The sequence below is a fragment of the Giesbergeria anulus genome (assembly GCF_900111115.1).
GTDB lineage: Bacteria > Pseudomonadota > Gammaproteobacteria > Burkholderiales > Burkholderiaceae_C > Simplicispira > Simplicispira anulus.
The window spans coordinates 1-21,583 of sequence record NZ_FOGD01000016.1 but is presented as its reverse complement, the minus strand read 5'-3'; the positions used below and the strand labels follow the sequence as shown (position 1 = coordinate 21,583).

Here is a 21,583-nt window from a genome sequence, read left to right as displayed (position 1 = left end):
GCAGATTAGGCCTTGGTAGTGTGCTTAGTGGTCTTGGCAACCACGTCAGTGACGTGGGCTTCGGCTTGGGCCACGGCTTGCTTGGCAGCAGCTTGGGCAGAGTCCAGCACTTGTTGGCCAGTGGCAGCAGCGTTCTTGAATGCAGCAACGATGGCTTCGCTGCCAGCGGGGGCGTTCTTGGTCAAAGATTCCAACGAAGAGTTGAAGGTTTTTTGCGCTTCAGCGATCTTTTCTTTGGAAGCCTTGCCCAGTTCGGTGCTGGTGGCCGAAGCAATTTCGTACATGCTGCGGCTGTAGGCCGTGGCCTTTTCGGTCAGGGGCTTGACCAAATTGGTTTGGGCGGCCAACATTTCTTCGGGGGTCTTAGCAGCAGCCACGGCTTGCAGCGAGTCCAGCGTGCCAGTCAAAACAGACTTGGCGGTGGCCATGTTGAGTTCAGCCAGCTTTTCAAAACCAGCAAAGGCGGTGGTGGCAGCAGCAGAGAACTCAGCAGCAGCGTTTTTGTTAGCGTCGGCGATGGTTTGGGCGTTGATGGTTTGCATGTGAAAACTCCGGTCAGGTTTTATGCGCCACCCCAAGCCAAGCCTGGGAAAAAATGTTGCGGCGCAACATGACTCTTATGGTAATGCCGTTTGGCTAAATTGCAAGCAAAAAATGTTGCAGTGCAACATTTTCTTACGATATCGTATTCTTACCGCCCAGCCACTGGGCTAGGTGGGTAGCAGTCTGTGCCACACTTGCCCCATGTCTTCTACAGAATGGGCCGACACGGCGCTGCAAGCTTTTGATCGGGTGGTGCAATCGGGGGCTGGCTTGCGCAGCCGACCTGGCCAGCGCCGCATGGCACAACAGGTGGCGCACACTTTGAGTACGGCCACCTTGGGCACTCCAGAGCCACAGGGGCCGGCGCCACTGCGGGCTATTGCCATCATTCAGGCCGGAACTGGGGTGGGCAAATCGCTGGCCTATTGCGCCCCAGCCATTGCATTGGCACTGGCACGAGAAACGCGGGTGCTGATCTCCACCGCCACCGTAGCCTTGCAAGAGCAACTCATCCACAAAGACCTGCCCGCCTTGATGGCGCAGATGCCACAGCCGTTTCGCTTTGCGCTGGCCAAAGGGCGCGGGCGCTATGTCTGCAAGCTCAAATTGGAGCAACTCTCAGGCACTGGTGCCGTTGCGGCGGAAGAAGACGATTTGTTCTCCGAAGAAGAAAACGCCGCCCGTGCCAGCCGCCCCGCCCATGAAACTGAAGCCCGCCTGCGCTACTACAGCAGTCTGGCGCAAGTCTTGGCCGCCAGCACTTGGGATGGTGACCGCGATAGCCTAGATACTCCACCTGCACCGGAGCTGTGGGCACCCGTTGCCGCCGAGGCCGGTTCCTGCACTGGCAAGCATTGCCCAGCCTTTGGCCAATGCAGCTATTTTGAGCAGCGCAAAGCCTTGGTGGCCGCACAGGTGATTGTGGTCAACCACGATCTGTTGTTGTCCACCTTGGGCGCACGGGTCTTGCCTGAGCTAGACAACTGCCTACTGGTGCTCGACGAAGCGCACCACCTGCCCGCCACTGCATTGGAGCAGTTTGCTTGCAGCATGGATTTGAGCCGTCTGCTTTGGATTGACCGCCTCGCGCAACGGGCCATACGCATCGGTACGCTAATGGAAGTAGCCGAGGTTGCCGACATTCCGCGCTATGCCGCGCAGTTGCGCCAGAGTTTGCAAGATGTGGCGCGCTTGGTGCTGGACTTGTATGGCGCGTCCCTGCGCCCTGCCCCCGAAACCGCAGGCCGTGGCCGCACACCACTCTACGCTATGCCCACACGAGCGCGCCTGCCCGGTGGCGTGCTGCCCGAAGTGCTGGTACTGCCGCTGGAGCAACTGGCCCAACAGGCTTTGGGTTTTATCCAATGCCTGAGTGCTATTGCCAAGGCATTGCGGCTGCAAATGCGCGATCAGCCCAACGAGGCCAAACGCTTATCTACCTTGTATGCCCAAATTGGGATGTTGGCACCGCGCCTGCAAACCGTGCATGACACGAGCCAATTGCTGCTGCAACAGCCCCCCGTAGGCGATGAGGCCAGCACTAACGCGCCCGTGGTCCCACATGCCAAATGGTTCACCCTCACGATGGATGGCGAATACATCGCCCTACAAGCCCACGCTAGCCCCCTGCTGCCCGGTGCCATGCTGCGCCACAAGCTGTGGCAGCAAGTGCGTGGTGCCGTGCTGACCTCGGCCACCCTGACCAGTTGCGGCCAGTTTGATTTTTTCCTGCGCGAGTCGGGGCTTGACATGGATGATGCCGCGACAGCGCTAGAAGTGCCCAGCCCATTTGACTATGCGCGCCAAGGCACGTTGGTGACCGTAACTACCCGTGCTGATCCCAAAGATGCCAGCCAATTTACCCCGGAAATGGTGGCCGCCCTGCTGCACGATTTGGCCCAAGTGCCCTATGGTGCGCTGGTGCTCTTTACCTCGCGCGAGCAGATGCGCCAAGCAGTAGAGGCACTGCCCCCAACCTTGTTGCCACAGGTGCTGGTGCAAAACACCCTGCCACGCACCCAATTGCTACAACGCCACCGCGAACGCGTAGCCAATGGGCAACCCTCCATCATTTTTGGTATGCAATCGTTTGGCGAGGGGCTGGACTTGCCGGGACGCTTGTGCGAATCGGTATTTATCACCAAGTTGCCTTTTGCCTCGCCAGACGACCCAGTGGGCGAAGCCCGCGCCGAATGGCTGCGCACCGTAGGGCGTGACCCGTTCAATGAGCTGGTGGTGCCAGCAACAGCGATGCGGCTGGCGCAATGGGCAGGGCGCGCTATCCGCAGCGAAGAAGACCAAGCCCAAGTCTATTGCTACGACCGCCGCCTGACGCAAACCCGCTATGGCCAGCGCTTGCTAGCAGGATTGCCACCCTTTACCCACGTTCTGCGGCCAGCCACGTGAGCACAGTGGCCGTTGCTATTAATCAGCAATAAAAATGGCCCAACATTTTACGCTCCACCAGAATATTTTCTGGTAGTAGAAATCTATTAGTCATTCGTGACCTATTAATTTCTGGCTATTGGCTTTAGCTATTGGCAGTGGTTAAATAACGCACGAGAAATTGATGTCTAAAAGGGTGATTTCCTATGGGCAATCTGAGTACAATATTCCTCATAAGGTGGCGATAGCATTTTTGCCTATCACTTCAATCTTTACCGCCGTCATATTTTTCTCTCTCTTTCCTACTGGCATAGCTGCGGCTGCTGTTGGGGTAGACAGTACCACCGTCCATAATGCAGCGCCTAGCAGTTCCAAGAGCAAACTTTGTAGTACAGCGGCAATTGTGCCTATGCTTTTTATACTCAGTCCAGTGATTGCAGCAAGTTGGACATCTACAGGGTCTGCCGATTGCAATGCTTGTGCTACATCATGAGCCGCCGCAGCGTTGGCCAACTGGCGGCGCAGGTCAGCGGCCCGCTCAGCCTGGGTGTTTTCCACTTGTAGCGCCTGAACCTTCGCAGCCGTAGCTACCCCCAATACCTGTGCCGTTGCACACTTATCGGGTGTTTTCACTTGACAGCGGGCCAGTGCTGATTGGGTAGCCGCATCCTGTGCAGTAGCCTTGGCTAAGTCAGCCGCCACTTTAACCAGTGGCCGGGCAACGATGGAATCGAGTTCCTCTTGTAACGCCAATGTATGGCTAGACACGGCCACAGTCTTCGCCCGGTGTTCACTTGCTCGATGCGTTGCCTTAGCAAAAAAATGGGCCTGATTGTAAACAGTGGCCACTATGCAGACCAAAAAAAGCACCTTGGTCACAACACTGCGTCGGCTTAATGCAGGTAGCAGGTGGCTACCAAGTACCAATGCTACCGCAGTGGCTAGCATCACCCACTGCTCCGTCTTGGTGGTAGCCCGTTCCATCACTGCACTAGAGGCCATGCCAATACACACAGCAGTGCAGATGAACGCCAGCAAACCGGCCACAGTGCGGGTATGGGGGTAAGGTAAGGGTGTTGTAGTCGAGCTCATAGCCTCGCAACTTACACAAGCACCATTGAAAAACATTGCTTTTTATTGCAGTGAAAAAGTAGCCGTTGCCGCTTGACCTTGCTGTATCAAAACGTAACATATTGATTTCATTTATAAAAATCAACAATTTTCAATCCAGCAAGCCACTTTTATTGATACAATTAGTTACAAATAGACAGCTACAATAGAAAAATCACCGTCATAGATTTACATCTTTTTGCTCCGGTACAAGCTGACAATTGACGCGGCTGCGAGCGCAAGTAGCATCGTTCACGGAGATCTAGTGAGTTATGGGCCTACGCACTATGATGGACTTTGCATGGGCACCAGCACCAAAACCCTCCAGTTGCGTGTCAAAGTGCTGCGTCGTATAGCGCATGAGGTCAATCAGGTCTGGAGCCATATCAACGAGGTCTCAGCCAAGCGGCACAGCATCTCCGCCCCAATTTTTGTCAGGCTACGAACGAGAAAAATACACGGCGCAGTTCAGCCAGTTCGACGATGTAAGCGCAGGCAGCGGCACAGTGCAACTGGTGTGTGTGGACAAAGACGGCCATGCCAAATCCAAGGCTGGCGCGAGAACACGCCGCCATCTTCGTAGGCGACATGGCTAGCAGTAAGCTGATGAAAACCAAGGTAGCCAAGTCCACGCTGGATGCGAGCTGGTCATTACTGAAGATGGTGTTGCAACACGAGAGCCACCAGGCCGGTATTGTCTTTAGGCAAGTGAACGAAGCGTATTCAACCCAACCTCGCTCGTGCTGCAGGAGTACTCCTACCAGCAGCCCGAAAGGTAGCGCAGGACTTGGAATAAGAGAATGGACGTGCAGCGATTACTCGGCTGTACCTCTCCGTATTTGAGGGTGGCAAAGATATTAAACCCCCAAGCTCTGCGCAAGCCTCAAGGCAGCTATCATCACCAATTTTCTGACCTAGCGCAAAATCCAGCTTAAACAAGCGGCTATCGAAGAATTACGTTATTTACAGACAAATTCCAGTCGTTTGCAAAATTTTTCATAGAATATTGTTTAATATATAATAAAGAATTTAAGATATTTATTAAAGACAATATACACACATTTACGCCAATGCGCTATATATTATATATTATTTTTATATTTTTAACATCATCACAAATACCGGTTTCCGCAAGAGATTTTGTAATTGAACGCTCATTTTTGGTTGATCCAACCGGAGAGTTGAGTATTGAAGATGTTCAAACATTAGAGTTCAAACCTGCACCTGTAATACTGTCACGAGGCTACACTGCATCGGTAACCTGGTTGCGCGTTATCGTAGACTCCAGTACTTTGGCACAACTATTGGTGGTTGTGCGCCCCCCTTATTTGGATGATGTACGCTTATACAGCCGAACACCAAACGCCTCAGGATTACCCGGAGCGTGGCAAATGCGCCAACAAGGGGATGCTTTCGCCTTCAATCAGCGTGATCGGCATAATTTGAATTTCAGTTTTGCTATAGAGCCTTCTGCTGAAAAACCCACCACAGTATATGTGCGCCTCAAAACCAGTAGCACCACTGCTTTATTTGTTGCAGTCCAATCTATCGCCGAGGCAGAACAATTTGATAGTCTATTGATGCTAGGCAGTGGAATTTATGCTGGCATACTATTTGTATTAATATTAATTTCATTAGAGCGATTTTTCATTACACGAGATTTTTTATGGGGGCTGAATGGAATCTTTCAATTGATAACCCTTATCATGGCTGCTACATTTATGGGGTTTCATTCAAAATACATCATCCCAGACAATCCAACCTTGGCAAATAAAGGCACCTCTGTTGTCTTGATTTTACATTTTCTTATTAGCGCCATCTACTCATATAAATTTTTCACAGCATTTGAAGGCCCACGCATAAACAGAATTTTTTTTGGCTGCCTATATTTAGTGACACCGATTTTATTCTGGCAAATAACAAACGACCATATCCAGCAAGCAATGGAACTGAAATCAATGATGACTTTGCCATCAATAATACTGAGTTTCATAATTAGCTACCAATTAAAAATTGAAGACAAAATTATTCGCAATTTAATTCGCTTTAATTACATCTGCTTATTAATTTATTTACTATATATCATGTTGCCAATTATGGGGTGGGCACCCATGAGTCAGCCGCATTTATATCCAGTAATTGGACCCAATCTATTTGCGTCAATTATGCAATATTTGATACTAACGCGACGGGATCATTTAGAACTACGTAATCAAATTCATCTGCATGAAAAAATTGAAAAAACTCAAGCCCAACTATTATGGGAGCAACAGCGTCGTGCTGAAAGTGCAAGTTTCATGAGCATGTTATTGCATGAATTAAAAAATCCATTGGCATCCATTCGTCTTGCCACACAAACTTTGATGAGTGGTCGTATCCTTCAACCTAAGGATCAACAGATTCGTATCAATAATATTTATGAATCTGTTGATGGTATGAATGCTGTACTAGAACGTTGCCGCCATGCAGATCGGCTGGATCAAGGTAATTGGCTACCCCAAAAGACTCCGCATGATGTAGCAAAACTTTTATCACAATGGATTCAAGAACACCGATTACACCATCGACTCAAAGCCGATTTACCGGAATTATTATTTGCACAAATCGAGATTGATTTGTTAAAAATCATGGTGATGAATTTAATTGATAATGCCCTTGCTTACTCTCCGACTGACTCTATAGTCGAGGTAAAATTAATAGAAACAAATCACCCTGCATCAGAGTTTTTGATTGCAATATATAACAGCGTGGGCAAAGTGGGTTGGCCCGATCCAGACCGGGTATTTACCAAATATTACCGAGCACAAGCAGCACACCAACGAACAGGTTCTGGATTAGGGCTATTTTTGGTCAAAAGTATTGCCCAGCTTCACGGTGGCGATGCGAGCTACCAACCACAGAAAGATAAAATAGCATTTGAACTCCGATTGCCATACCAATGAATTCACAAGTACATATCGTTGTAGTAGAAGACCATGACATCGTCCGTGATGAATTGGTTGCGTTTTTAACCCGCCCCGAATGGCACGTGCGGGGAGTAGACTGTGGTGAAGGTCTTGATATAGCATTGCATCAACACCCGGCCAATATTGTGATTATTGATTTAAATCTACCTGGCGAAGATGGTTTGAGTATTTCTCAGCGATTACGCCGTGCACTTCCCGATATTGGAATTATCTTATTAACAGCGCGCGTGCTTCCAATGGATAAAGTAGCAGGCTATCAAAGTGGTGCTGACGTATACCTCACTAAGCCAGCAAATATTGGTGAGCTAGAGGCTGTAGTCATTAACTTGGCTAGACGAGTTAAACGATGGGGACATCATAATCTACAACTGAACATCTCCAAATTAACTCTTGGAATATCATTAGAAATGAATATTAGCTTAACTCTCACTGAGGCAAATATACTCTATGAACTGTCTTTAGCTCCAAAGCAATGTATAGACACTGAAAGCCTTTTGCATCACCTCGATTCACAACACAAAATGAATTTATCACGTGAAAATTTGCCCGTAATTATTAGCCGCTTGCGAACTAAAATATCGGATGGCTTGGACATTAAAAACTCAATCAAGGCAGTGCGGAATTATGGCTATAAGTTAACGACACAAATAACTTTGCAGGAAAATTGATTTTTTACACCTAGAAATATTCATCAAATTGGCACAACTCTGCACCAGATTTATTTTAATATTGAGCACTACCCAATTTGATAAACCCACACTGGACGCTCACCATCTAAAGTGTAATGGGCGAATGGAATGACGTCGGGCACGGCAAATTCTAAACTGACCAGCCACGAACCGGGGGCCATATCGGCATTGGCCTTGGCCCAAGCACGGGCCATGCTTTCAGGGCGCTGGAACAAATAAACCAGCGCGAATGGCCCCCAAGGCTCTTGCCAGATGTCACCCCGGCGCACCTGTGCCCAAGGGCAGCGGCGCGCGCACAGCCAGCGCAGCGGGCGGCTCCACTCTAGGCCATGCCAACGGGCCAAGGGGTAGGCTTGGCGCAGGGCCAGCAGACCATCGCCCAAGCCACAGCCCGCGTCTAGAACCTCAGCCCCCGGTTCTAGCCAAGCATAATCAGGCAGGCTGTTGAGAGCATCGGCGGGCGTGGGAAAGACCGGCGCATCGCGCCAAGCGTGTAGCGGATAGACTGCCAGCAACAAGCCCAACGGCAGCAGCCAGACCCATTGCGGCACGCTGGCCATGCCGGTCAGCACCAGCGACAGCGGAAAACCCAATACGATCAACACACGACGCCAGAAGTTCTCCCCAAGCAGGCTGACCAGCGTACACCACACCATCGCTACCACCAGCGCCCACAGCGGCGGCAGCAGCCGTTGTAACAACAACAACAGCAGCCAACCTGAAGACCACGCCAGCACGGCAGGCAGGGGCCAAGGCAGGCGGATGATCATGAAACAGCCCCGTCAGAATAATATTTCGCGTCAAACATGGTCAGGCAGCACGCAGCCGATCAATCAAGCCATTGAGGGCTTCGGTAGAGCCAAATTGAATGACCAACTCGCCCACATCGTCCAACTGCCCGGCACGGCGCACGCGCTTTTTGATGCGTACTTCTACTTCGGCCATCAGCAGGTCAGAGAGTTCTTCTTCTAAGCGCAGCAGGTCGCGTGGTTTGGCGCGGGTAGCGGTCTTAGAGGTGGGGCCGGTCTTGCCAGCGTTGGCCGCCAGCTTTTTGCCCAAGGCTTCGGCCTCGCGCACCGAGAGCTTTTTGGCGGCAATCTGGTGAGCGGCAGTGATTTGCGTGGCTTTGTCTAAACTCAACAAAGCGCGGGCATGGCCCATGTCCAAATCACCGGCCAGCAGCATAGTCTGCACGGGAGTAGCCAGTTGCAGCAGGCGCAGCAAGTTGCTGGCAGCGCTGCGCGAGCGGCCTACGGCCTGCGCTGCCTGTTCGTGCGTGAGGCCAAACTCGCGCACCAGCCGTTGCAGGCCTTGGGCTTCTTCCAGCGGGTTCAGGTCTTCGCGCTGAATGTTTTCGATCAGCGCCATCGCGGCGGCGGCTTCGTCGGGCACATCGCGCACCAGCACCGGCACACTGTCTAGTCCAGCCAGTTTGGCAGCGCGAAAGCGCCGCTCCCCAGCAATGATTTCATGGCGTCCGGCGTGCGGGCCACTGCCCAAGCGGCGCACCAAAATCGGCTGCATGATGCCTTGCGCCCGGATGCTTTCAGCCAGCTCGTAGAGTGCGCCTTCATCCATGCGCGTGCGCGGTTGGTATTGGCCGGGCACCAGCTCTATCAAGAGTAGGGAGGAGGGGGCTTGTCCAACTGTACTGTTAAGGGTTGTCGGGCTAGGGGCGGTGGGGCCGAGCAGGGCTTCGAGGCCGCGCCCCAAGCCCTTGGGTTTTTTCGTTGCCATCGGGCTTAATCTTTCGTTGCGATGAGGGTTTGCAGCAGGGCCAGGCCTTCGGGCCAGTCGCCGAGGCCAGAATCGGCATTGAGGTGACCACGTTCGCCCACATCGGCATACTGGCACCCCCAAGCATCGGCCAAAGCCTGTGCGTGGGCAGCGCTGCCATAGGGGTCATTGCGGCTGGCTACCAGTACGGCCGGGAAGGGCAGCGGCTGGCAGGCCATCGGTGCCCAGCCGGGCAGTTGTTGGCGCATGTCGGGGCGCTCTACGTCTGGTGGGGCTACCAGCAAAGCGCCCTGCACCTTGCGGGCATCGGGCGAATGGGCAGCCCACCACGCCACCAGCAGGCAAGCCAAACTATGCGCTACCAGCACCACCGGGCCGGGGCTATCGACCACCACTTCTTGCAATCGGGCGCTCCAGTCACCGCGCAACGGGCGTTGCCAGTCGTGTTGCTCAAGGCGTTCGTAGCCGTGCAGGCGCTCCCAACGGCTTTGCCAGTGGTCGGGGCCGGAATTCTGCCAGCCGGGCAGGGTGAGGATGCGGGGGGATGTTGTGGGCATGGTGGGGCAAAGGTTTAGCTGCGGCGGGCCGCAGAGGAGGCCACCGCCTTTTTGGCCGCAGGCTTGCGCCCCTTAGCCGGAGCCGCCACACCCACCCGCCCCATCATCTCGCGGGCAAAGTTGATAAACGCTTGGCTGCCCTTGGCGGCTGGGTCAAACACCACACCGGGCAAGCCGTGGCTGGGGGCTTCGGCCAAGCGCACGTTGCGCGGGATCACGGTTTGGAACACCTTGTCGCCAAAATGGGTCTGCAATTGCTCACTGACTTGCTGTTGTAAGGTGGTGCGCGGGTCAAACATCACACGCAGTAGGCCAATGATCTGCAAGTCAGGATTGAGGTTGGCGCGCACTTGGGTAATGGTGTGCAGCAGGTCGGTCACGCCCTCTAAGGCAAAGTATTCGCACTGCATGGGCACCACAACGCCGTGGGCAGCGCACAGGCCATTGAGCGTGAGGATGGACAACGAGGGTGGACAATCGACCAGCACAAAGTCGTACTCGGCGGCGGCTTGGGCCAGTGCTGCTTTGAGGCGCTGGTCACGTTGCGGCAGCGAGACCAGTTCGATCTCAGCCCCAGCCAGTTCGCGATTCGCTCCCAGCACATGGTAGCCACAAGCAGGTGCTGCCACGGCGGCTTCGGCCACGGTGGCCTCGCCCATCAGCACGTCATAGACCGACAGGGGCAGCTCGCGCTTGTCCACGCCCGAGCCCATCGTGGCATTGCCTTGGGGGTCAAGATCGACCAGCAGCACCCGCTGGCCTAGCTGGGCCAGCCCCGCAGCCAAATTGACGGTGGTGGTGGTTTTGCCCACGCCACCCTTTTGGTTGGCAACGCAAAAAATATGGGACATGGCAATTTACCTTGAAAAAGCGAGTTTGAAGCCAAAGCCGATGAGCAGCATTCCGGCGGTTTTTTCCAGCACACGGCCAATCAGCGGATTAGCGCGTAGCCTGGCGGCCAAATGGTGGGTGAGCAGCACCACAATCAGGGCATAGACAAAGGTCAATAGCGCAATGGTCAGTGCCATGATGCCAAAGGTGAGCAGCCCCTGATGGTGGGCCGGATCCACAAACAGCGGGAAGAACGCCATATAAAACACAATGGCTTTCGGGTTGAGCAGGGTAATCAGCGCCCCTTGGCGAAAGTAGTGGCGCGGTTGCATCACCAGCACAGGGGGTGCGCCCGGTGGGGCCGTGAGCATCTTCCAGCCCAGCCATGCCAAATAAGCGGCCCCCAGCCACTGCACCGCTTGAAAGGCCGTCGGATAGGTAGCCAGCAGCGCCGCTACCCCGGCTACGGCCAGCCACATCAGCACCTGATCGGCGGCCATCACACCCAACGTAGTCGCCAGCCCGGCGCGCACCCCACCCTTGCCGGTGGCAGTAATCAAGGCCAAATTGCCCGGCCCCGGAATAGCCAAAAACACGATGATGGCGACGACAAAAGCGCCATAGTCGGCAATACCAGCCATACGGTTCAGGCCGTGGCGGCCAAGCGCAACCAGACAATGCAGCGCTCGGCATCCAACCCCGGTACCGTCAATGGTTCCACGTGAAACACTTGCACTTGGGCATGTAGGGCGTCGATTTCATCTTGGGGGTGTTTGCCTTTCATCGCCAGCCAGATGCTTTGCGACCCTAGGGCCGCGCGCGACCAAGAAGTGAAGTCGGGCAGCGAGGCAAAGGCACGGCAACTGACCACATCAAACGGGCCAGCCAAGGATTCCACGCGGGCATGGATGCCGTGCAGATTCGGCAGCTTGAGTGCCACCGCCGCTTGTTGAATAAAGGCGGCCTTCTTGGCTACGGTATCCACGCAGCTCACGTCCAGTGCCGGGCAGCAAATGGCAAACACCACGCCCGGCAAACCACCGCCAGAGCCGACATCCAACAGGCGCGGGGCCGTGTTACCCGCCGCTGCCAAAGTAGCCAGATGCCGCTGTAATGGGGCCACGGCGGCCAGACTATCAAGCAGATGGTGGGTGAGCATTTCTGCCGGGTTGCGCACCGCAGTCAGGTTGTACACCTTGTTCCACTTTTGCAGCAGCGCCATAAAGTCGAGCAGTTGCTGCACTTGGGCATCGCTCAAGGTCAGGCCTAGCGCTTGTATGCCTTGGCGCAGCGGTGTTTCCAGATTGGTGGTGCTCATGCGGCCTCCGGGGTGGTAGTGGTGGTGGCAAAGCCCTTAAAGCCACCTTTTTTCAAATGCACCATCAGCAGCGAGATCGTGGCCGGGGTGATGCCTGAGATGCGCGAGGCTTGCCCCAAGGTTTCAGGGCGGTGCTTTTGCAGCTTCTGCCGCGCCTCAATGCTCAAAGCCGAAACTTGCATATAGTCCAGCTCGGATGGCAGGCGCAGGTTTTCGTAATGGGCGGCGCGTTGCACCTCGTCTTTTTGCCGGTCAATGTAGCCTGCGTATTTGGCGGCAATTTCTACCTGCTCCAATACAGCATCGGTGGCCTCGCCCAATGTTTCACGTGAAACATCGCTACTGGCGTATTTGCCACCATCCATATCCATCAGCGCAGCATAGGAAACATTGGGGCGGCGTAGCAGCTCGAACAGGTTGTATTCGTGCTCAATGGCCTTGCCCAGCACGCGCTCAGACTCGGCAGCAGGCAAGATGCGCGGGTTCACCCAAGTGGCCTTCAGGCGTTCTGTTTCACGTGAAACAGCATCGCGCTTGCGGCTAAAGGCATCCCAGCGGGCATCATCCACCAAGCCCATTTGGCGGCCCTGCTCGGTCAGGCGCATATCTGCGTTGTCTTCGCGCAGTTGCAAGCGGAACTCAGCCCGGCTGGTAAACATACGATACGGTTCGGTCACGCCCTTGGTAATCAGGTCATCCACCATCACCCCCAAATAGGCTTCATCGCGCCGAGGCAGCCAAGCGTCTTGGCCCCGGCATTGCAGCGCGGCGTTCAGTCCGGCAAACAAGCCTTGGGCAGCGGCTTCTTCGTAGCCGGTAGTACCGTTGATCTGCCCGGCAAAGAACAAACCTTGGATTTGTCGGGTCTCAAAGCTGCTCTTGAGCGCACGTGGGTCAAAGTAGTCGTATTCAATGGCGTAGCCGGGGCGCAGGATATGGGCGTTTTCTAGCCCCTTCATGCTGCGCACCAGTGCCAACTGGATATCAAACGGCAAGCTGGTGCTGATGCCGTTGGGGTAGAACTCGTGCGTGGTCAAGCCCTCAGGCTCCAGAAAAATCTGGTGGCTGTCTTTGTCGGCAAAGCGGTTGATTTTGTCTTCAACGCTGGGGCAATAGCGCGGCCCCACGCCCTCAATCTTGCCGGTGAACATCGGGCTGCGGTCAAAGCCGCTGCGGATGATCTCGTGTGTGCGCTCGTTGGTGTGCGTGATCCAGCAGGGCATCTGCTGTGGGTGCATCGCTGCCTTGCCCATAAAACTGAACACCGGCACTTGGCCCTCGTTGCTGCCACCGGGCATACCATCGCCGGGCTGCTCGGTGCATTGGGCAAAGTCAATCGTGCGGCCATCAATACGCGGCGGCGTACCGGTTTTGAGGCGGGCTTGGGGCAGTTGCAGCTCTTTCAGGCGTGCCGACAGGCTGATGGCTGGAGGGTCGCCAGCACGGCCTGCGGCATAGTGGTTCAGGCCCACATGCACCTTGCCATCCAAAAAAGTACCGGCAGTCAGCACCACCGTGCGGCTGCGAAAGCGCACACCAATTTGCGTCACGGCACCGACCACGCGGTCGCCCTCCACCATCAAATCATCCACCGCTTGCTGAAACAGCCAGAGATTGGGCTGGTTTTCCAGCATACGGCGGATCGCGGCTTTGTACAAAATGCGGTCGGCCTGCGCCCGCGTGGCACGCACGGCGGGGCCTTTGCTGCTGTTAAGGATGCGAAATTGGATACCGCCCTCATCCGTGGCCAGCGCCATCGCGCCGCCCAGAGCATCCACCTCTTTGACCAGATGACCCTTGCCAATGCCGCCGATGCTGGGGTTGCAGCTCATCTGGCCCAAAGTCTCGATGTTGTGGGTGAGCAGCAAGGTCTGGCAACCCATGCGTGCAGCGGCCAGTGCCGCCTCGGTTCCGGCATGGCCGCCGCCAACGACGATGACATCGAATTCTTGGGGATAAAGCATGGGCAGTCCTGCGCTGGGAGCTAGAGTAAAGGGGGCTGATTTTCCCACTTTTGCCGATTTATGCGGGTGGAGTAGCCTGCGCTGCAAACGCGTGGCTTTGCAAGCCGGGTTGCGTTGTTCGGCCTCCCGATAAAAATGGTGCCATATCGAGCCACCACTTTTTCCTGCAAAAATCTAGCTGCCTGCCAATGTGCCACATTCAGGCACCTGAGCCGTGCAATCTTGCGGGTCTCTCTTGAGCAAACACAGAAAGCGTTACATCATGCAAAGTCAATGGATCACACTGGAATCAAGCGACGGTTTTCTCTGCCCAGCCTGGGAAGCGGTACCTGAAGGCACTCCGCGCGGGGCTGTGGTGGTGTTGCAAGAAATTTTTGGCGTCAACAGTCACATCCGCGCCGTGGCCGAGCGCTTTGCCGCCCGTGGCTATCTGGCCGTGGCTCCGGCACTGTTTACCCGCGTCCAGCCCGATGTCGATTTGGGCTACACCCCCGAAGATATGCAGGCTGGCTTTGCCCTGAAAACGTCGGTAGACCAGTTGCCGGGGGCAGGAATACTGCCCGACATCCAAGCCGCTATTGACCATGCCGCAGCCCGCAGTGGCGCTGCGGTGGGTATCGTTGGATTTTGCTGGGGCGGCTTAATGGCTTGGCAAGCTGCTTGCGAACTGACAGGGCTGGCGGCCGCCGTCAGCTACTACGGTGGCGGTATGACCACCTCTGCCGAGGTGGCACGCCAGCCACGCTGCCCGGCACTCGCCCATTTTGCCAGCCAAGACCAGTGGATTGCCCTAGACGGCGTGCAAGCCTTTGCGGCGGCCCACCCTGAGGTGCAATGCCATGTCTACGATGCCCACCACGGTTTTAACTGCGACCAACGGGGAGCCTACGATGAGGCAGCAGCCGTCAGTGCGCGCAACCGCACCTTGGCCTTTTTTAACCAGCATCTGGCCTGATCTTGCCCGTGGGCCATCACCAGCATGGCCCCCATCGCCCACCAAAAGCCGTGCTGTCGGTGAGGGGGATAAAAAAAGCCTCCAGTGCTTGTGCAGCCTTGGAGGCATCCGAGAAGATGCGAGCCACAGGCCCGTGGCCTGTAGGCTATGGCAATGTGGATCAGCCGCGCACTTGGGCCAGCAGCGTGGCCGCATCACTGACCGCCAGTTTGCCACCTTCTTCCACGTTGAGCTGCACCACCTTGCCGTCCTTGACCAGCATCGAGTAACGGTTGCTGCGCAAGCCCAAACCCTTGCCAGTCAAGTCCAGCGTCAGGCCAGTGGCCTTGGTAAAGGTGGCATCGCCATCGGCCAACATACGCACGGCACCAGCGGTTTTCTGGTCACGCGCCCAAGCTCCCATGACAAAGGCATCATTCACGGCCACGCACCAGATTTCATCTACGCCTGCGGCCTTGAACTCTGCCGCTTGGGCCACAAAGCCAGGCACATGCTGGGCCGAGCAGGTGGGGGTAAAAGCACCGGGCACGGCAAAAATAGCAACGGTCTTGCCGGTGGTGGCTTGTTGCACATCCACCGGGTTGGGGCCTAGGCTGCAACCATTGCCTTCTACTTCGATGTATTCCATCAGGGTGGCAACGGGCAGGGTGTCTCCGACTTTGATCATAGGTGCTCCAGAAAAAGAAAAACGACCCACATTGTGGGTCGTTTTGCGCAGCAGTGCTGACTAGTAGCCAGTTAGGCTTACAGCAGACCGGCCTTTTGCACCAAGCGGGTAGCAACCCAGTTCTTGGTCTTGGACAGCGGACGGCTTTCGGTGATCTCGATCACGTCGCCGACATGGTAGGCGTTGTTTTCGTCGTGCGCGTGGTACTTGCTCGACTTACCAACAATCTTGCCATACAACTCATGGATGACACGACGCTCGACCAACACGGTCACGGTCTTTTCACGCTTATCGCTGACCACCTTGCCAATCAAGGTGCGCTTGAGGGATTTTTTAGCTTCCGTCATGTGGGCTCCTTACTTGGCGGCTTGCTTTTCAGCAAGAATGGTCTTGGCACGGGCGATGGCACGGCGTGTAACGCTCAGAGTGCCTGTGTTGCCCAGCTGTTGGGTTGCCTTTTGCATACGCAGGCCGAAATGGGCTTTTTGCAAAGCCTTGATTTCTTCCTTGATGCCGGCGACGTCTTTTTGGCGCAGTTCAGCAGTATTCATATCAGTTTCTCCTGAAATCACTGGCCAACCATGCGTGCCACGAACGTGGTGCGCAGGGGCAGCTTGGCAGCCGCCAAACGGAAGGCTTCGCGAGCGAGTTCTTCGGGCACGCCGACGATCTCGAACACAATCTTGCCGGGCTGGATTTCGGCCACGTAGTATTCGGGGTTGCCCTTACCATTACCCATACGCACTTCGGCGGGCTTGGTAGAAATCGGCTTGTCCGGGAACACGCGAATCCAGATACGGCCACCACGCTTAACGTGACGGGAAATAGCACGACGTGCAGCTTCCAGTTGGCGCGCAGTCAAGCGGCCACGGTCGGTACACTTCAGGCCGAAGTCGCCAAAGGCCACACTGTTACCACGGGTGGCAACACCAGTGTTACGGCCTTTTTGCTCCTTGCGGTATTTGCGGCGAGCAGGTTGCAGCATCTTTTATTCTCCTTTTCCGTCCGCTGCTGTAGCGGGCGCGTCTGCTTTACGAACGCGCTTAACGGCATCGGCACCAGCACCGGCGGGTTTGTCGCTGCCATCGGCAGGGGCGGCATTGCTACCCGTAGGGCGGCGGCCACCACGGCCTGCACCGGCACGGTCGCCACCGGGGCGGCCATCACGGCGGGGGCCACGTGGGCGGCGCTCTTCTTCGGGGCGTGGAGTTTCCACAGCGGGCAGATCGTTACGGCCCAGTGTGTCACCCTTGTAGACCCAGACCTTGACGCCGATCACACCGTAGGTGGTCTTGGCTTCAGAGGTGCCGTAGTCGATATCAGCACGCAGGGTGTGAAGTGGCACACGGCCTTCACGGTACCACTCGCAACGAGCGATTTCGATACCATTGAGACGGCCCGACGACATGATCTTGATGCCCAGAGCGCCCAAACGCATAGCGTTCTGCATGGCGCGCTTCATGGCACGGCGGAACATGATGCGCTTTTCGAGCTGTTGGGTGATGCTATCAGCGATCAGCTTGGCATCGATTTCGGGCTTGCGCACTTCTTCGATGTTCACTGCCACTGGCACGCCCAAGCGCACAGCGAGTTCCTTCTTGAGGTTCTCGATGTCTTCGCCCTTCTTGCCGATCACCACGCCCGGACGTGCCGAGTAAATGGTGATGCGGGCGTTCTTGGCGGGGCGCTCGATCAGGATACGCGAAACCGACGCGTTCTTGAGCTTGGCCTTGAGGTACTCACGCACCTTGATGTCTTCAGCCAGCATACCGGCGAAGTCACGGTTGCTGGCGTACCAGCGGCTTGCCCAGTTACGGCTGACCGCCAGGCGGAAGCCGGTAGGATGGATTTTCTGTCCCATAGTCTTCCTTGGCCTCAGTTGCCAACCGTCACGTACACATGGCACGTGGGTTTGCTGATGCGGTTGCCGCGGCCTTTGGCGCGCGCGGTAAAGCGCTTGAGCGTGGTGCCTTGTTCGACGTAGATGGTTTTTACCTTCAACTCGTCGATGTCAGCGCCATCGTTGTGTTCGGCGTTCGCAATAGCCGATTCCAGAACCTTCTTGACGATACCAGCAGCTTTTTTCTGCGTGAAAGTCAGGATGTTCAGGGCTTGGTCAACCTTCTTGCCGCGAATCAGATCAGCGACCAGACGGCCCTTATCGACCGACAGACGGACGCCCCGGAGGACTGCACGTGTTTCAGACATGGTCGTTCCTTATTTCTTCTGGACTTTTTTGTCCGCGGGGTGACCCTTGAAGGTGCGCGTCAGGGCGAATTCGCCCAGCTTGTGGCCCACCATCTGGTCGGTGACGTACACGGGCACGTGCTGCTTGCCGTTGTGAACGGCGATGGTCAGGCCGATGAAATCGGGCAGAACCATAGAGCGACGCGACCAGGTCTTCACTGGCTTCTTGTCCTTGGTGGCAATGGCTTTTTCAACCTTGGCCAGCAAGTGATGGTCAACAAACGGACCCTTTTTGAGAGAGCGAGTCATTTGCTACCCCTTACTTCTTACGACGCGACACAATCATGCCTTGTGTGCGCTTATTGTTGCGGGTGCGATAACCCTTGGTCAGATTGCCCCAAGGATCGACAGCATGACGGCCTTCACCGGTACGGCCTTCACCACCACCGTGGGGGTGATCGACCGGGTTCATGGCGACGCCACGCACGGTGGGACGAATGCCCATCCAGCGCTTGACACCGGCTTTGCCCAGTTGGCGCAGGCTGTGCTCTTCGTTGGCAACTTCACCAATGGTGGCGCGGCATTCGATGTGAATCTTGCGCACTTCACCCGAGCGCATACGCACTTGGGCATAGGTGGTTTCGCGAGCCAGCAGCGTAGCGGAGGCACCAGCCGAACGGGCGATTTGCGCACCAGCACCGGGCTTGAGCTCGATGCAGTGGATGGTCGAACCCACAGGGATGTTGCGGATCGGCAGGGTGTTGCCAGCGCGGATAGGCGCTTCGGAACCGGACATCAGCGTGCTGCCAACTTCCAGGCCACGGGGGGCAATGATGTAACGACGTTCGCCGTCGGCATAGCACACCAGAGCGATGTGGGCCGTGCGGTTAGGATCGTATTCAATGCGTTCAACCTTGGCGGCAATGCCATCCTTGTTGCGCTTGAAGTCCACCACGCGGTAGTGGTGCTTGTGACCACCGCCCTTGTGGCGGGTGGTGATGTGACCATTGTTGTTACGGCCAGCCTTTTGGTGCTGGGGTTCCAACAGGGGGGCGTAGCCCTCACCCTTGTGCAGGTGGTCACGGGTAACCTTCACCACAGCACGTTGGCCGGGCGAGGTGGGTTTCATTTTAATGACTGCCATGATTAAGCGGCCTCCCCGGACAGGTTCAGCTCTTGACCGGGCTTGAGCGTCACATAGGCCTTGCGCACGTTGTCGCGGCGGCCCATGGTCTTGCCAAAACGCTTGGTCTTGCCTTTGGTGTTCACCACAGACACGCCTTTAACCTCGACCTTGAACATCAATTCCACAGCGGCCTTGATTTCAGTCTTGGTAGCGGTTTGCAGCACCTTGAACGTCACAGCGTTGGACTTTTCTGCAACCATGGTGGCCTTTTCGGACACGATGGGAGCAACCAGCACCTGCATCAGACGACCTTCGTCAAACTTGGGGCTACTCATGCGAACATCTCCTTGAGCTTGTCGATTGCGCCCTTAGTGACGATGACCTTCTTGTAGTGCACCAGCGACACGGGATCGGCATAACGGGGCTCGACCACGAGCACGTTGGCCAGATTGCGCGAAGCCAGGTACAGGTTCTCGTCGACTTCTTCAGAAATCACCATGACCGATTGCAGGTTCATGGCCTTGAACTTGTCGGCCAGCACCTTGGTCTTGGGCGATTCGAGCTTGAGCGAATCCACTACAGCCAGACGGCCTTCGCGGGCCAGCTGCGAGAAGATCGAAGCCATACCAGCGCGGTACATCTTCTTGTTGATCTTCTGTGTGAAGTTTTCGTCAGGCATATTCGGGAAAATCCGACCGCCCCCACGCCACAGTGGCGAGGAAGTCATACCAGCGCGTGCGTTACCCGTACCCTTTTGCTTGAAAGGCTTTTTGGTCGAGTGACGAACTTGTTGACGGTCTTTTTGGGCACGGGTGCCTTGACGACCGTTGGCGCGGTAAGCGACAACAACTTGGTGAACCAAGTCTTCGTTGTAGGGACGATCAAACACGGCTTCAGGGGCATCAAACTTGGATGCGGCCTGGCCTTGGTCATTCAGGAGTTCGAGCTGCATTAGTTCGCTCCTTTGGCAGCGGTGGCCTTGACAGCGGGACGCACGGTCACGAACCCACCCTTAGAGCCGGGAATTGCGCCCTTGATCAAGAGCAGTTGACGCGCTTCGTCGATGCGGATGACATCGAGGTTTTGCGTGGTCTTGGTGACGTCACCGAGGTGACCAGTCATGCGCTTACCGGGGAACACGCGACCGGGGTCTTGTGCCATACCGATAGAGCCGGGCACGTTGTGCGAACGGCTGTTACCGTGCGACGCGCGCTGCGAGCTCATGTTGTGACGCTTGATGGTACCAGCGTAGCCCTTACCGATGGAAGTGCCTTGCACGTCCACTTTTTGGCCCACGGTAAACACATCAGTCACCGCAACAGCGACACCAGCGGCATACTTGCCAGCGGTTTCAGCGGTCACGCGGAATTCTTTGATGATCTCACCGGCTTCAACACCTGCCTTGGCAAGGTGACCGGCTTCTGGCTTAGTGACACGCGAAGCTTTGCGCGCGCCAAAAGTGACTTGCAAAGCCACATAGCCATCGTTCTCTTGGGTTTTGACCTGGGTCACGCGGTTGTTGGACACATCCACCACTGTGACGGGCACTGCGTCCCCATCATCAGTGAACAGACGCATCATGCCCACCTTGCGGCCCAGCAACCCCAGGGAGTTGCTCAGACTCATTTGTTTCTCCAAAACTTCCACCGCCGCGACTTCAATTGGCCTTGGCGTTGCACGCTTGTGCGTGAAAGACGGTTGATAAAACTCCGCCCTTTGCGTAATGCAAAAGGCGAAGCCATAAAGTATAGCGCGAACTGCCTTTACAAGCAAGTTCGCGCAGTAGCCTTACCATGTCGGCGACGAATCGCCGAGGGGAAGGTGTTTATTGCAGCTTGATTTCGACGTCGACGCCAGCGGGCAAGTCGAGCTTCATCAGGGCGTCAACGGTCTTGTCGGTAGGATCGACAATGTCCATCAGGCGCTGGTGGGTGCGGATTTCAAACTGGTCGCGGCTGGTCTTGTTGACGTGGGGCGAACGCAGAATGTCGAAACGCTTCATGCGGGTCGGCAGGGGCACGGGGCCCTTGACGATAGCGCCAGTGCGCTTGGCAGTGTCAACGATTTCAGCGGCAGACTGGTCGATCAACTTGTAATCGAAAGCCTTCAGACGGATGCGGATCTTTTGCTTAGACATGGTGTTTTCCTTGTGCAGTGCAACGATTACGCAATGATCTTGGCAACCACGCCAGCGCCGACGGTACGGCCACCTTCGCGGATAGCGAAACGCAGACCTTCTTCCATCGCGATGGGGTTGATCAGCTTGACGGTGATCGACACGTTATCGCCAGGCATGACCATTTCTTTGCCTTCGGGCAGTTCGATGGCACCGGTCACGTCCGTGGTACGGAAGTAGAACTGGGGACGGTAGTTGTTGAAGAAGGGGGTGTGGCGGCCGCCTTCGTCTTTGCTCAGCACGTACACTTCAGCGGTGAAGTGGGTGTGGGGCTTGATGGAGCCGGGCTTGCACAGCACTTGGCCGCGCTCGACGTCTTCGCGCTTGGTGCCGCGCAGCAGCAGACCGACGTTGTCGCCAGCTTGACCTTGG

General features: G+C 55.9%; 27 protein-coding genes. 5 read left to right on the top strand and 22 right to left on the bottom strand.

What is annotated here, in order from left to right; genetic code table 11:
• Positions 1 to 5: 5 nt before the first annotated feature.
• The gene (locus BMX55_RS15045; RefSeq protein WP_091459115.1) at positions 6 to 542 is read right to left on the bottom strand and encodes a phasin family protein; all 537 of its coding nucleotides are present in this window, start codon (positions 540 to 542) and stop codon (positions 6 to 8) included.
• A gap of 202 nt (positions 543 to 744) precedes the next feature.
• Between BMX55_RS15045 and dinG the strand changes: the two genes are divergently transcribed.
• Positions 745 to 2,949 carry an ATP-dependent DNA helicase DinG gene (dinG, locus tag BMX55_RS15040; RefSeq protein WP_091459113.1) on the top strand — a complete coding sequence of 735 codons (2,205 nt, stop codon included), beginning with the start codon at positions 745 to 747 and terminating at the stop codon, positions 2,947 to 2,949.
• Between the two features lie 210 nt (positions 2,950 to 3,159).
• Here the strand turns inward: dinG and BMX55_RS15035 are convergent, their stop codons facing one another.
• A complete protein-coding gene (locus tag BMX55_RS15035) occupies positions 3,160 to 3,876 on the bottom strand; it encodes a hypothetical protein (protein ID WP_143059697.1) in 717 nt (238 codons plus the stop codon).
• Positions 3,877 to 4,575: 699 nt separating this feature from the next.
• Here BMX55_RS15035 and BMX55_RS16970 point away from each other — a divergent pair.
• From BMX55_RS16970 to BMX55_RS15020, 3 genes are all read left to right on the top strand, one after another.
• On the top strand, positions 4,576 to 4,881 hold the full coding sequence (locus BMX55_RS16970; RefSeq protein ID WP_483866619.1) for a zinc ribbon domain-containing protein: 306 nt from the start codon (positions 4,576 to 4,578) through the stop codon (positions 4,879 to 4,881).
• 227 nt (positions 4,882 to 5,108) lie between these two features.
• Entirely contained in the window at positions 5,109 to 6,980 is a 1,872-nt protein-coding gene (locus BMX55_RS15025; RefSeq protein WP_091459107.1) for a sensor histidine kinase, read from the top strand.
• Positions 6,977 to 7,672 carry a response regulator transcription factor gene (locus tag BMX55_RS15020; protein ID WP_091459105.1) on the top strand — a complete coding sequence of 232 codons (696 nt, stop codon included), beginning with the start codon at positions 6,977 to 6,979 and terminating at the stop codon, positions 7,670 to 7,672. The genes BMX55_RS15025 and BMX55_RS15020 overlap by 4 nt, the downstream gene beginning before the upstream one ends.
• A gap of 68 nt (positions 7,673 to 7,740) precedes the next feature.
• Here the strand turns inward: BMX55_RS15020 and BMX55_RS15015 are convergent, their stop codons facing one another.
• The 7 genes from BMX55_RS15015 to mnmG are packed head-to-tail and all read right to left on the bottom strand — an operon-like array spanning position 7,741 to position 14,100.
• Positions 7,741 to 8,463, bottom strand: a complete 723-nt coding sequence (locus BMX55_RS15015) for a class I SAM-dependent methyltransferase (protein ID WP_091459103.1) — start codon at positions 8,461 to 8,463, stop codon at positions 7,741 to 7,743.
• A gap of 40 nt (positions 8,464 to 8,503) precedes the next feature.
• Positions 8,504 to 9,430 carry a ParB/RepB/Spo0J family partition protein gene (locus BMX55_RS15010; RefSeq protein WP_091459102.1) on the bottom strand — a complete coding sequence of 309 codons (927 nt, stop codon included), beginning with the start codon at positions 9,428 to 9,430 and terminating at the stop codon, positions 8,504 to 8,506.
• Positions 9,431 to 9,435: 5 nt separating this feature from the next.
• On the bottom strand, positions 9,436 to 9,987 hold the full coding sequence (locus BMX55_RS15005) for an RBBP9/YdeN family alpha/beta hydrolase (protein WP_091459100.1): 552 nt from the start codon (positions 9,985 to 9,987) through the stop codon (positions 9,436 to 9,438).
• Between the two features lie 14 nt (positions 9,988 to 10,001).
• Positions 10,002 to 10,838: a ParA family protein gene (locus BMX55_RS15000; RefSeq protein ID WP_091459098.1), complete on the bottom strand. Its 837-nt coding sequence runs from the start codon at positions 10,836 to 10,838 to the stop codon at positions 10,002 to 10,004.
• A 6-nt stretch (positions 10,839 to 10,844) separates the two neighbouring features.
• Positions 10,845 to 11,459, bottom strand: coding sequence for a LysE family translocator (locus tag BMX55_RS14995; protein ID WP_091459096.1), 615 nt, complete (start codon positions 11,457 to 11,459; stop codon positions 10,845 to 10,847).
• A 5-nt stretch (positions 11,460 to 11,464) separates the two neighbouring features.
• Positions 11,465 to 12,136, bottom strand: a complete 672-nt coding sequence (gene rsmG, locus BMX55_RS14990) for a 16S rRNA (guanine(527)-N(7))-methyltransferase RsmG (RefSeq protein ID WP_091459095.1) — start codon at positions 12,134 to 12,136, stop codon at positions 11,465 to 11,467.
• Positions 12,133 to 14,100, bottom strand: a complete 1,968-nt coding sequence (gene mnmG / locus BMX55_RS14985; protein WP_091459093.1) for a tRNA uridine-5-carboxymethylaminomethyl(34) synthesis enzyme MnmG — start codon at positions 14,098 to 14,100, stop codon at positions 12,133 to 12,135. The genes rsmG and mnmG overlap by 4 nt, the downstream gene beginning before the upstream one ends.
• 262 nt (positions 14,101 to 14,362) lie before the next feature.
• Here mnmG and BMX55_RS14980 point away from each other — a divergent pair, with 262 nt between their 5' ends.
• Positions 14,363 to 15,055, top strand: coding sequence for a dienelactone hydrolase family protein (locus BMX55_RS14980; RefSeq protein WP_091459149.1), 693 nt, complete (start codon positions 14,363 to 14,365; stop codon positions 15,053 to 15,055).
• Between the two features lie 160 nt (positions 15,056 to 15,215).
• On the opposite strand, the gene BMX55_RS14975 is transcribed toward BMX55_RS14980, so the two are convergent.
• The 13 genes from BMX55_RS14975 to BMX55_RS14915 all read right to left on the bottom strand — a co-directional run.
• Positions 15,216 to 15,722, bottom strand: coding sequence for a peroxiredoxin (locus BMX55_RS14975; protein WP_091459091.1), 507 nt, complete (start codon positions 15,720 to 15,722; stop codon positions 15,216 to 15,218).
• 77 nt (positions 15,723 to 15,799) lie between these two features.
• Complete coding sequence (rpsQ, locus tag BMX55_RS14970) at positions 15,800 to 16,069, bottom strand: 30S ribosomal protein S17 (RefSeq protein ID WP_091459089.1); 270 nt, start codon at positions 16,067 to 16,069, stop codon at positions 15,800 to 15,802.
• A 9-nt stretch (positions 16,070 to 16,078) separates the two neighbouring features.
• A complete protein-coding gene (rpmC, locus tag BMX55_RS14965; protein WP_091459087.1) occupies positions 16,079 to 16,273 on the bottom strand; it encodes a 50S ribosomal protein L29 in 195 nt (64 codons plus the stop codon).
• 17 nt (positions 16,274 to 16,290) lie between these two features.
• Positions 16,291 to 16,707 carry a 50S ribosomal protein L16 gene (gene rplP, locus BMX55_RS14960; protein WP_091459085.1) on the bottom strand — a complete coding sequence of 139 codons (417 nt, stop codon included), beginning with the start codon at positions 16,705 to 16,707 and terminating at the stop codon, positions 16,291 to 16,293.
• Between the two features lie 3 nt (positions 16,708 to 16,710).
• A complete protein-coding gene (rpsC, locus tag BMX55_RS14955) occupies positions 16,711 to 17,583 on the bottom strand; it encodes a 30S ribosomal protein S3 (RefSeq protein WP_091459084.1) in 873 nt (290 codons plus the stop codon).
• 14 nt (positions 17,584 to 17,597) lie between these two features.
• On the bottom strand, positions 17,598 to 17,930 hold the full coding sequence (gene rplV / locus BMX55_RS14950) for a 50S ribosomal protein L22 (RefSeq protein WP_005796970.1): 333 nt from the start codon (positions 17,928 to 17,930) through the stop codon (positions 17,598 to 17,600).
• A 9-nt stretch (positions 17,931 to 17,939) separates the two neighbouring features.
• Positions 17,940 to 18,218 carry a 30S ribosomal protein S19 gene (gene rpsS, locus BMX55_RS14945; RefSeq protein ID WP_047349368.1) on the bottom strand — a complete coding sequence of 93 codons (279 nt, stop codon included), beginning with the start codon at positions 18,216 to 18,218 and terminating at the stop codon, positions 17,940 to 17,942.
• Between the two features lie 10 nt (positions 18,219 to 18,228).
• Positions 18,229 to 19,053, bottom strand: coding sequence for a 50S ribosomal protein L2 (gene rplB, locus BMX55_RS14940; protein WP_091459081.1), 825 nt, complete (start codon positions 19,051 to 19,053; stop codon positions 18,229 to 18,231).
• Positions 19,054 to 19,055: 2 nt separating this feature from the next.
• Positions 19,056 to 19,370 (bottom strand): 50S ribosomal protein L23, encoded by a 315-nt coding sequence (rplW, locus tag BMX55_RS14935; RefSeq protein WP_091459079.1) that lies wholly within the window; start codon positions 19,368 to 19,370, stop codon positions 19,056 to 19,058.
• Positions 19,367 to 19,987 carry a 50S ribosomal protein L4 gene (gene rplD, locus BMX55_RS14930; protein ID WP_091459077.1) on the bottom strand — a complete coding sequence of 207 codons (621 nt, stop codon included), beginning with the start codon at positions 19,985 to 19,987 and terminating at the stop codon, positions 19,367 to 19,369. Before rplD ends, rplW begins: the two co-directional genes overlap by 4 nt.
• On the bottom strand, positions 19,987 to 20,661 hold the full coding sequence (gene rplC / locus BMX55_RS14925; protein ID WP_091459076.1) for a 50S ribosomal protein L3: 675 nt from the start codon (positions 20,659 to 20,661) through the stop codon (positions 19,987 to 19,989). The genes rplD and rplC overlap by 1 nt, the downstream gene beginning before the upstream one ends.
• A 199-nt stretch (positions 20,662 to 20,860) precedes the next feature.
• Complete coding sequence (rpsJ, locus tag BMX55_RS14920; RefSeq protein WP_003059431.1) at positions 20,861 to 21,172, bottom strand: 30S ribosomal protein S10; 312 nt, start codon at positions 21,170 to 21,172, stop codon at positions 20,861 to 20,863.
• 26 nt (positions 21,173 to 21,198) lie between these two features.
• Positions 21,199 to 21,583 (bottom strand): elongation factor Tu (locus BMX55_RS14915; RefSeq protein ID WP_483866618.1); only part of this gene is annotated, 385 nt, incomplete at its 5' end.